The following is a 10,149-nucleotide window of genomic DNA, read 5'->3' as shown; positions in this document are numbered from 1 at the left end:
GCCAGCGTATGGCCGCCGGCGAACCCGCCCTGTTTGACCTGGCGTTTATCGAACGGCACAGCGTCGGCGTAGAGGCTTATCTGGCGCAGGTGGACGCCACCGAATGGCGGACCATTACCGCGCAATCGGGCCTGAGCGAAGCGCAATTGCGCCAGGCGGCGGCCACCTACCAGGGCGCCGAACGGGTGATCTGCACCTGGGCGATGGGCGTGACTCAGCATAAGCACTCTATTGCAACGGTGCGTGAAATCACCAACCTGCAGTTGTTGTTCGGGCAACTGGGCAAACCGGGCGCCGGTCTGTGCCCGGTACGCGGCCACAGCAACGTCCAGGGCAACCGCACCATGGGGATCGATGAGAAGTCGCCGAAGGCGCTGCTCGACAGCCTGGAACGCCACTTTAACTTCACCGCCAATCGCGCGCTGGGCCACAACACGGTGGAAGCGATCGAAGCGATGCTGCGCGGCGAAGTGAAAGTGCTGATCGCGCTGGGCGGCAACCTGGCCGCCGCGGCGCCGGACACCGAGCGCACCGCCCGCGCCCTGCGCAACTGCGATTTGACGGTGCATATCAGCACCAAGCTTAACCGCAGCCACCTGGTGACCGGCAAAGACGCGCTGATCCTGCCGACGCTCGGCCGCACCGAACTGGACATGCAGGCCAGCGGCTCACAGTACATCACGGTCGAGGACTCGTTCAGCATGGTGCACGCCTCGGAAGGCATCGGCAAACCGCTGGCGGACACTCAACGTTCGGAGACGGCGATCGTCTGCGGCATCGCCGACGCCGTGCTGGGTACGCAACAGCTGGACTGGCTGGAATTGGCCGACGACTACTCGCTGATCCGCGATCACATCGCCGCCACCATTCCCGGCTTCGAGGATTTCAACCGGCGCTGCGAGCAACCCGGCGGCTTCTACCTGGGCAATGCCGCCGCCGAACTGCGCTTCGCCACGCCAAGCGGCAAGGCGGAATTCAGCGACGCCGCGCTGCCGACCACCCTGTTCCCGCAGCTGGGCGGCGAGCAAGCGCCGTTTACCCTGCAGACGCTGCGCTCGCACGATCAGTACAACACCACCATCTATGGTCTGGATGACCGCTACCGCGGCGTTTACGGTCAGCGCGAAGTGCTGTTCATCCATCCGGAAGATCTGGCGGCGCTGGGCCTGCAGGATGGCGAACGGGTAGAGATAGAAACCCTGTGGAACGACGGCGTGGTGCGTAAGGTGGATGGATTCAAGCTGGTGAGTTACGACATTCCGCGTGGCAACCTGGCGGCCTACTACCCGGAAACCAACCCGCTGGTGCCGCTGGCCAGCTTCGGCGACGGCACCGGCACCCCGACGTCGAAGTCGATCCCGGTGGCGATTCGCCGCAGCGAGCAGCAACCGTCGCTGCGCATCGCCTGAAAACGCGCGCCCGGTTCACGCCGGGCGCGCCAATATTTCCAGGATAGTCTGCAATTCCTCGGACAGCTGATGCCGCCGCCAGACGAAATAGAGATCGCTCACGCCCTCCTCGCCCATTTCCACCACCTTCAGCCCCGGCGCCGGCAAGATCAGCGGCAGCAACGAGCCGGGCACGCAGGCGACGCCGCAACCATCCTTCACGCAGGCTGCCATCGCGGCATAAGATTCCATTTCCAGCGTCATGCGCGGTTTCAGCCCGCGCGAGGCCAGCCAGTGATCGACCTTCAGCCGGAACGAGCACTCGCGGCTGAACGTGTAAAACTCCAGCGGCGCCAGCGTGGCGGCGTCGGGTTGCCCGACATCCGCCGGCATCAGCAGCACCAGCCGTTCGTCAAACGCCTTTTGGCTGGCCAGCAGCGGATGCTCAATCGGGCCGTCGGTGATCGCCAGATCGAGATCGCTGTCGATCAACATGCGTTCCAGCACCAGCGAGTCGCGGCTCAGCACGTTGATGTGCAAATGGGGCTGTAAACGGCGCAGCCGGGCGATGCGCGCCGGCAAGTGACTGACCAGCGAAAAATCCAGCGCCCCGAGGTTCAGCAGCCCATGCTGTTGCTCGCCGGCGAACAGCTGTTTGCTGCGCTCGGCCTGCGCCACGATGTCGCGCGCCTGCTGGTAGAACAGCCGGCCTTTGGGATTCACGTACAGCCGGTTCTTGTCGCGGAAAAACAGCTCGCCGCCCAGCGACTCTTCCAGCTCGCGCAGCCGCAGCGTAACGTTGGAAGGCACGCAGTGCAGCTCACGGGCGGCGGCGGCGATGGTTTTGTGTTCCACCACGGTGCAGAAAAACTTCAGCTGGCTCAGCTTCATCTATCCTTCACTTTTAGTTAGCGTTCTAGTTAAAAACAATCACTTTAGATTAGCATCGATTTCACCTACAGTCTGTCGACACCCTGAGGAGGATCACTGATGCCACTGAATGACTTACTGACGCTGCCCGGCGTGGCGGCCCAACCGGATACGGTAACCGACGGTTACGTGTTCAACCACACCATGATCCGCGTGAAAGACCTGACCAAAGCGTTGGATTTCTATACGCGCGTGCTGGGCTTTACCCCGGTCTATCTGGAAGAGTTCAAAGAAGCTGCCTTCACCATCTGCTACCTGACGCGCAGCCCGCGCGAGCAGATCCCGCAGGATGACGACGAACGCAAACGCTGGGCGCTGAGCCAGCCGGGCATTCTCGAGCTGACCCATAACCACGGCACCGAAAATCAGGCGGATTTCCATTACCACAACGGCAACGGCGAGCCGCGCGGCTTTGGCCACCTGTGCGTCACGGTGCCGGACGTGCGCGCCGCCTGCGAGCGGTTTGAGCGCCTGGGCGTCACCTTCCAGAAACGCCTGCATGAAGGCCGCATGAACTACGTGGCGTTCATTCGCGATCCGGACGATTACTGGATTGAAATCCTGCAGCCGACGCCGCTGCGGGACTGATTGTCCCACGCCCTTCACCCCGGCCTGCGCGCCGGGGTTTTTCATCGTTCGCCCTTCGATTGACCATTCTTGCGCAAAATCGCGCGGCAACGCGGGGTTCCGTGACGTTAGGCTTGCTCGCAGCGGGTGATTCGCGTAAAACTGTCAGCCGCAAATCTTGCCACTCACAACCCATTCACTGGACGATATGTTTCAAGATAACCCGCTGCTGGCGCAGCTTAAACAGCAACTTCACTCTCAGACCCCGCGCGTTGAAGGCGTCGTGAAAGGGACTGAGAAAGGCTTTGGCTTTCTTGAAGTAGACGGTCAAAAAAGCTACTTCATTCCACCGCCGTACATGAAGAAAGTCATGCACGGGGATCGCATTATCGCCACCCTGCACACCGAGAAAGAGCGCGAAATCGCCGAGCCGGAAACCCTGGTCGAGCCGTTCCTGTCGCGCTTCGTCGGCCGCGTGCAAAAGCGCGACGATCGCCTGTCCATCGTGCCCGATCATCCGTTGCTGAAAGAGGCGATTCCGTGCCGCCCGGTGCGTGAACTGACCCACAACTTCCAGGCCGGCGACTGGGCGGTGGCGGAAATGCGCCGTCATCCGCTGAAAGGCGATCGCGGCTTCAACGCCGACCTGACCCAGTTTATCACCGACGGTGAAGACCATTTCGCCCCGTGGTGGGTGACGCTGGCGCGTCACAATCTGGAAAAAGAGGCGCCGGAGATGCAGGCGCTCAGCGAGCCGGACGCTGCGCTGGTGCGTGAAGATCTGACCGCGCTCGAATTCGTCACCATCGACAGCGCCAGCACCGAGGACATGGACGATGCGCTGTATGTGACCGACAACGGTGACGGTTCGCTGCAGTTGACCATCGCCATCGCCGATCCGACCGCTTATGTCGAACAAGGCAGCAAGCTGGACGATATCGCCCGCGTGCGCGCCTTCACCAACTATCTGCCGGGCTTCAACATCCCGATGCTGCCGCGCGATCTGTCGGACAACCTGTGCTCGCTGCGCCCTAACGAGCGCCGTCAGGTGCTGGCTTGCCGCGTGACCATCGCCGCCGACGGCGCGCTGGGCGAAGATATTCAGTTCTTCGCCGCCGAGATCGAATCCAAAGCCAAACTGGTGTACGACGAAGTCTCCGACTGGCTGGACGGCATTGCCGGCTGGCAACCGCCGAGCGACGCCATCGCGCAACAGATCACCCTGCTGAAACGCGTTTGCGACGCGCGTAACGCCTGGCGCCACCAGCATGCGCTGGTATTCAAAGATCGCCCGGACTACCGCTTCGTGCTGGGTGAAAAAGGCGACGTGCTGGAGATCGTTACCGAGCAGCGCCGCAGCGCCAACCGTATCGTTGAAGAGTGCATGATCGCCGCCAACGTCTGCGCCGCCATCGTGCTGCGCGATCGCCTGGGCTTCGGCGTGTACAACGTGCACACCGGTTTCGATCCTGCGCTGGTTGAGCAAGCGGTCACCGTACTGCAGGCCAACGGCGTCGAAGCCGAAGCCGAGAAGCTGCTGACCCTCGACGGTTTCTGCGAATTGCGCCGCCACCTGGACGCGCAGCCGACCCAGTTCCTCGACAGCCGCATCCGCCGCTTCCAGACCTTCGCCGAGATCAGCACTACGCCGGGGCCACACTTTGGTCTGGGTCTGGAGGCTTACGCCACCTGGACATCGCCGATCCGTAAATACGGCGATATGGTCAACCACCGCCTGCTGAAGGCGATCATCAACCAGCAGACGGCGGAAAAACCGCAGGATGACGTGACGGTGCAGCTGGCGGAGCGCCGCCGCCTGAACCGCATGGCGGAACGCGACGTCGGCGACTGGCTGTACGCCCGCTTCCTGCAGGACAAGGCCGGCACCGATACCCGCTTCAACGCCGAGATCATCGACGTGACCCGTGGCGGCCTGCGTGTGCGCCTGCTGGACAACGGCGCGGTTGCCTTCATCCCGGCACCGTTCATTCACGCGGTGCGTGACGAGATGCAGTGCAGCCAGGAAACCGGCACAGTGCAGATTAAAGGCGAAGTGGTTTACCGCCAGAGCGATACCTTGCAGGTCACCATCGCCGAAGTGCGCATGGAAACCCGCAGCGTGATCGCCCGCCCGGCGGCCTGAACGCCAGCCTGAAACGGTCGCAACGCAAAGCGCCGGCGGTGAGAACCGCCGGCGTTTTTTTTCGCCCGCGCTCGCTAGCGCAATGGATCGCCGCCGGTTTCACGCAGCAAGGGCAGCACCGCCAGCGAAGCCAGCGTCGCCAGCATCAGGTAGACGGCGGGCGCCAGCAGCGAGCCGCTCAACGCGATCGACTGCGAGGCGATATATTGGGCGAAGCCGCCGAAAATCGCCACGCCGAGGCTATAGACCAACGCAAACCCCAATGCGCGAATGCGCTGCGGAAACAGCTCCGAAATCATCAGCATGGTCGGCACCGAGCCGAGCGTGGTCAATCCGACCAATATCGCGACAATCAGCAGCAGCACCGCCGGATGCGGCGCGGCGCTCAGCCACCAAAACGCCGGCAAGGCCACGATCAAGATAGCGATGCGCGAGCCCCGGATCAGCGGCAAACGGCCATAGCGATCGCACCAGTGCCCGACCAACAGGCTGCCGCCGAAGGTCACCAGCCCCGCCAGCAGCATCGCGGCATAGCCGTAGGCTTGCGGCATGCCTAAGTATTTCACCGCGTAAGTGCCGAGATAATACATCGAGATGTAAGTGGCGACGGTAGCGCCAATGGTCAGCATCACGCCAAGCACCACCGCCCGCGAGTGCCGTCGCAGCTGCGCCGGCGGTTCATGGGCCCGCGACACCGGCGGCCGGTCGCTTTCCAATCCGAGACGCAGCCAACAACCGAGCGGCGCCAGCGCCACGCCGATAAAGAACGGAATGCGCCATCCCCACTCGGCCATGGCGTTCGGCTCGCCGGAAAGCACCGGCAAGGCCGCGCTGAGCGCCAGCGCGGTGACGCCGCCGACCACGGTGGCGATGCCCTGCGTCGCCAGCGACCAGCTGGAATAGAAGCCTCGCCGGTTAGGTGGCGCCGACTCCACCAGCAACGACATCGATGCCCCCACCTCGCCGCCCGCCGCCACGCCCTGGATCAAACGCGCCGCCACCAGGGTGACGGTTCCCCAATAGCCGGCGCTGGCGTAAGTCGGCGCAAAACCGATCATCGCCGTGCCCAGGCTCATCAAGGAAATCGTCAGGATCATCGCCGGCTTGCGGCCATGGCGATCGGCATAGGCGCCGATCAAAATGCCGCCCAGCGGCCGCATGAAAAAACTGACGCCAAACGTGGCGAATGCCAACAGCAACGCCAAATTAGGATCGCTCGACGGCGGAAAGAACAGCACACTAATATAAATGACGAAGAAGTTATAAATACCGAAATCGAAAAACTCCAGCGCATTGCCGAAGGAGGCGGCGAAGATGACCTTTTTGCCACCGACCTTCGGGGCCGATATTATTTCCGTTTGGGTTTCAGCCGTATTTTCACTCATCATTATCTTCCCTGTTATTATTCTTCGCGTTTATTTTAAATAGGCTTCAGCCAATGCCCCCCAATACTGGCTGCCGGCCGCCAGGCAGCCGTCGTTGAAGTCATATCCCGGGTTGTGCACCATGCAGCTGCCTTCGTCGTCGCCGTTGCCAACGATCAGGTAACAGCCCTGCGGATGCGCATCGAGCATAAAGGCGAAATCTTCGCTGCCCATCAGCGGCCTGGCGCCGTAGTGCGCGCGGGCGGCGCCGAACTGCTGCTCCGCCACGCGGTGGGCGAAACGGGTCATCGCTTCGTCGTTGACCAACACCGGCGTGCCGTTAACGTGTTCCACCGTCGCGTGGGCGCCGAAGCTTGCCGCCTGCGCCTCGATCAGCGCCGGAATGCGCGCCAGCAGCGTAGCGCGCGCCTGGCGATCCAGCGAGCGCACGCTGAGCTTCATCTCCGCGCTGTCCGGGATCACGTTGGCCGCCTCGCCGGCCTTGATGCTGCCAACGGTGATCACCGCCGCCTCCAGTGGATCGATATTGCGCGAAACGATGCTCTGCAGGGCGACGGTGATATGCGAGGCCACCAGCACCGGATCGACCGCCAGCTGCGGGATGGCGCCGTGGCCGCCGCGCCCCTGCACCCGCACGTTGAATTGATCCATCGAGGCCATAAACGGGCCGTGTTGGAAGAAGAACTCGCCGAGCGCCATCCCCGGCATGTTGTGCATGGCGAAGATGGCGTCGCAGGGGAAGCGTTCGAACAGCCCCTGCTCCACCATGCGCGCGCCGCCGTTCAGCATCTCTTCCGCCGGTTGGAAAATCAGGTGCAGCGTGCCGTTGAAGTTGCGCGTTTGCGCCAAGTAGCGGGCGGCGCCGAGCAGCATGGTGGTATGGCCGTCATGGCCGCAGGCATGCATGCGGTTGGCCACGCTGCTGCTCCAAGGTTTGCCGTTGTTTTCCTCGATCGGCAAGGCGTCCATATCGGCGCGCAGCCCAAGGCGTTTAACGCCGCCGCCCACCCGCAGCGTCCCCACCACGCCGGTGCCCGCCAATCCGCGGTGCACCTCGTAGCCCCACGAGCTCAGATAATCCGCGACCAGATCGCTGGTGCGGAACTCTTCGAAACCCAATTCAGGGTGCTGATGAATATCGTGCCGAATGGCCGTGAGCTGAGGTAAATACCCTTCGATGATTTTATTTATCATAATTAAATTCCTTTCGTAGCTTTATTATTTATTTGATGAATAATTAAGCCCGTGGGTGAAAATAAAGGTATAACACAGCATGAATAATTTTATTTCGGCACACCTCGACAGATAAAATAATAATCCGCCAGACACCGTGCCCAGATAAAAAACGACGATAATTCGCTGTACGCGCCGTGAAAATGCCGAATGAATAACTGCTCAGGATTATGTGGGCGACAGCCTGCGCCAACGCTGTTTCATCACGTTGTTTTTACACTAAAACCCCACCTGCTTCACATTTCTCATCCGACCTGCCGCGGTTCGGCGGCAAAACTTCTACTGTTAAAACGTCATTCCTAATAACAACGTTGATTTTTACCTCTGCACGCCAAGGAGTTGTTTCATGAAAAACATCAGGTCCGGACTTATCTGGCTGCTGGTGGCGTTGGTCGGCGCCTTCGCTTTCGCCATGCTGGCGCTGAGCCGCGGCGAGCACGTCAACGCCGTCTGGCTGGTGGTCGCCGCCGTCGCCTGCTACAGCATCGCCTACCGCTTCTACAGCCGGTTCATCGCCGACAAGGTCTTTGAGCTGGATGACCGTCGTCTGACCCCGGCGGAACGCCATAACGACGGCCTGGACTACGTGCCCACCAACAAATGGGTGCTGTTCGGCCACCACTTCGCCGCGATCGCCGGCGCCGGGCCGCTGGTGGGGCCGATCCTGGCCGCGCAGATGGGCTTCCTGCCGGGAACCATCTGGATCCTGGTCGGCGTTATGTTGGCCGGCGCGGTGCAGGATTTTCTGGTGCTGTTCATCTCCACGCGCCGCGACGGACGTTCGCTGGGGGAAATGGCCAAGCAAGAGCTGGGCGCGTTCGCCGGGGTGATCACCATGCTCGGCGCGTTGGGCGTCATGATCATCATCCTGTCGGCGCTGGCGCTGGTGGTGGTAAAAGCGTTGGCCGACAGCCCGTGGGGGCTGTTCACCATCGCCGCCACCATCCCGATCGCGCTGTTCATGGGCATCTACATGCGTTTTATCCGGCCGGGCAAGATCGCCGAAATTTCGGTGATTGGCTTCGTGCTGATGCTGCTGGCGATCGTTTACGGCGGCAACGTGGCGCAAGATCCCTACTGGGGGCCATTCTTCACGCTGCACGGCACCACCCTGACCTGGGTGCTGGTGATCTATGGCTTCGTCGCCTCGGTGCTGCCGGTGTGGCTGCTGCTGGCGCCGCGCGACTACCTTTCCACCTTTATGAAAATCGGCGTCATCATCGGCCTGGCCATCGGCATCGTCTTCGCCATGCCGGAGATGAAAATGCCGGCGGTTTCACGCTTTATCGACGGCAGCGGCCCGGTGTTCGCCGGCGCCCTGTTCCCGTTCCTGTTCATCACCATCGCCTGCGGCGCCATTTCCGGCTTCCACGCGCTGGTTTCCAGCGGCACCACGCCGAAGCTGGTGGAGCGCGAAAGCCACATGCGCTTTATCGGTTACGGCGCCATGCTGATGGAATCTTTCGTCGCCATCATGGCGTTGATCTGCGCCTCGGTGCTGGATCCGGGCGTTTACTTCGCCATGAACTCGCCGGCGGCGCTGATCGGCACCACGGTGGAAAATGCTTCGCAGGTCATCAACAGTTGGGGCTTTATCATCACGCCGGAAACGCTGGCGCTGATCGCCAAAGAGGTGGGTGAGAACTCCATTCTGTCGCGCGCCGGCGGCGCCCCGACCTTCGCCGTGGGCATGGCGCACATCATCAGTGAGGTGTTCAACAGCCGGGCGATGATGGCGTTCTGGTATCACTTCGCCATTCTGTTCGAAGCGCTGTTCATCCTGACCGCCGTCGACGCCGGCACCCGCGCCTGCCGCTTTATGGTGCAGGATCTGGTGGGCGTGGCGGTGCCGCAGCTGGCCAACAACCGCTCCTGGTTCGGCAACCTGGCGGGCACCACGGTGGCGGTGGCCGGCTGGGGCTTCTTCGTGTATCAGGGGGTGGTCGATCCGCTCGGCGGCATCAATACCCTGTGGCCGCTGTTCGGCATCGGCAACCAGATGCTGGCGTCGATGGCGCTGATCCTCGGCACCGTGGTGCTGTTCAAGATGAAAAAGCAGCGCTACGCCTGGGTGACAATTCTGCCGACCGCCTGGCTGTTCGTGACCTCCATGACCGCCGGCTGGCAGAAGATCTTCCACGAAAAACCGAGCATCGGCTTCCTGGCGCAGGCGAAGAAATTCTCCACCGGCATCGAGCAAGGCACGATTATTGCACCGGCCAAATCGCTGAAAGACATGGAAACCATCGTGTTCAGCAACCAGATCAACGCCGCGCTGTGCGGGTTCTTTATGCTGGTGGCGGTGACCATGCTGATCGCCGCTTTCTTCGCCATCCGCCGGGCGCTGCGTTCCGAACAACCGACGGTGCACGAGGTCAGCGCCGCACTGCGAGAGGAGACCGGCCGCGGCTAAGCGAACCGAGCATCAAGCAAGGGCGCCGCGGCGCCCTTTTTACTGGCTTTAGCCTAACAGCGTTGAGCCGAACGCCCCCTGCCAATCCTG

At 62.0% G+C, this 10,149-nt stretch carries 7 protein-coding genes; 4 read left to right on the top strand and 3 right to left on the bottom strand.

All coding sequences use genetic code 11. The features are described 5' to 3' along the window. The coding region (locus tag ADK28_RS17530; protein WP_048796269.1) for a molybdopterin dinucleotide binding domain-containing protein at nucleotides 1-1,409 on the top strand (1,409 nt) is incomplete at its 5' end. A 15-nt stretch (nucleotides 1,410-1,424) separates the two neighbouring features. Here the strand turns inward: ADK28_RS17530 and ADK28_RS17525 are convergent. Further along, nucleotides 1,425-2,279 (bottom strand): LysR family transcriptional regulator, encoded by an 855-nt coding sequence (locus ADK28_RS17525; RefSeq protein ID WP_033640155.1) that lies wholly within the window; start codon nucleotides 2,277-2,279, stop codon nucleotides 1,425-1,427. Between the two features lie 99 nt (nucleotides 2,280-2,378). On the opposite strand from ADK28_RS17525, the gene gloA reads away from it, so the two are divergent. Next, nucleotides 2,379-2,906, top strand: coding sequence for a lactoylglutathione lyase (gene gloA, locus ADK28_RS17520; RefSeq protein WP_016927543.1), 528 nt, complete (start codon nucleotides 2,379-2,381; stop codon nucleotides 2,904-2,906). A 187-nt stretch (nucleotides 2,907-3,093) separates the two neighbouring features. Further along, nucleotides 3,094-5,028, top strand: coding sequence for an exoribonuclease II (locus ADK28_RS17515; RefSeq protein ID WP_048796268.1), 1,935 nt, complete (start codon nucleotides 3,094-3,096; stop codon nucleotides 5,026-5,028). Nucleotides 5,029-5,102: 74 nt separating this feature from the next. Here ADK28_RS17515 and ADK28_RS17510 read toward each other — a convergent pair whose 3' ends face one another. Together ADK28_RS17510 and ADK28_RS17505 are read right to left on the bottom strand one after the other, a co-directional pair. Next, the gene (locus ADK28_RS17510; protein ID WP_033640153.1) at nucleotides 5,103-6,413 is read right to left on the bottom strand and encodes an MFS transporter; all 1,311 of its coding nucleotides are present in this window, start codon (nucleotides 6,411-6,413) and stop codon (nucleotides 5,103-5,105) included. A gap of 30 nt (nucleotides 6,414-6,443) precedes the next feature. Beyond that, nucleotides 6,444-7,607: a M20 aminoacylase family protein gene (locus ADK28_RS17505; protein WP_048796267.1), complete on the bottom strand. Its 1,164-nt coding sequence runs from the start codon at nucleotides 7,605-7,607 to the stop codon at nucleotides 6,444-6,446. A 385-nt stretch (nucleotides 7,608-7,992) separates the two neighbouring features. On the opposite strand from ADK28_RS17505, the gene ADK28_RS17500 reads away from it, so the two are divergent. Beyond that, a complete protein-coding gene (locus tag ADK28_RS17500) occupies nucleotides 7,993-10,059 on the top strand; it encodes a carbon starvation CstA family protein (protein WP_048796266.1) in 2,067 nt (688 codons plus the stop codon). The last annotated feature ends 90 nt before the right edge of the window (nucleotides 10,060-10,149 follow it).

It is taken from the genome of Serratia sp. 506_PEND, from assembly GCF_001076875.1.
In the GTDB taxonomy this organism is placed as follows: Bacteria; Pseudomonadota; Gammaproteobacteria; order Enterobacterales; family Enterobacteriaceae; genus Serratia; species Serratia marcescens.
The sequence above is the reverse complement of the archived record's forward strand: the minus strand, read 5'-3'. Positions and strand labels throughout refer to the sequence as shown.

Bases quoted from the DNA above. Each gene is read 5' to 3' on its own strand.
- ADK28_RS17525 (WP_033640155.1), bottom strand. From the start codon at position 2,279: ATGAAGCTGAGCCAGCTGAAGTTTTTCTGCACCGTGGTGGAACACAAA.
- ADK28_RS17500 (WP_048796266.1), top strand. From the start codon at position 7,993: ATGAAAAACATCAGGTCCGGACTTATCTGGCTGCTGGTGGCGTTGGTC.
- ADK28_RS17505 (WP_048796267.1), bottom strand. From the start codon at position 7,607: ATGATAAATAAAATCATCGAAGGGTATTTACCTCAGCTCACGGCCATT.
- ADK28_RS17510 (WP_033640153.1), bottom strand. From the start codon at position 6,413: ATGAGTGAAAATACGGCTGAAACCCAAACGGAAATAATATCGGCCCCG.
- ADK28_RS17515 (WP_048796268.1), top strand. From the start codon at position 3,094: ATGTTTCAAGATAACCCGCTGCTGGCGCAGCTTAAACAGCAACTTCAC.
- gloA (WP_016927543.1), top strand. From the start codon at position 2,379: ATGCCACTGAATGACTTACTGACGCTGCCCGGCGTGGCGGCCCAACCG.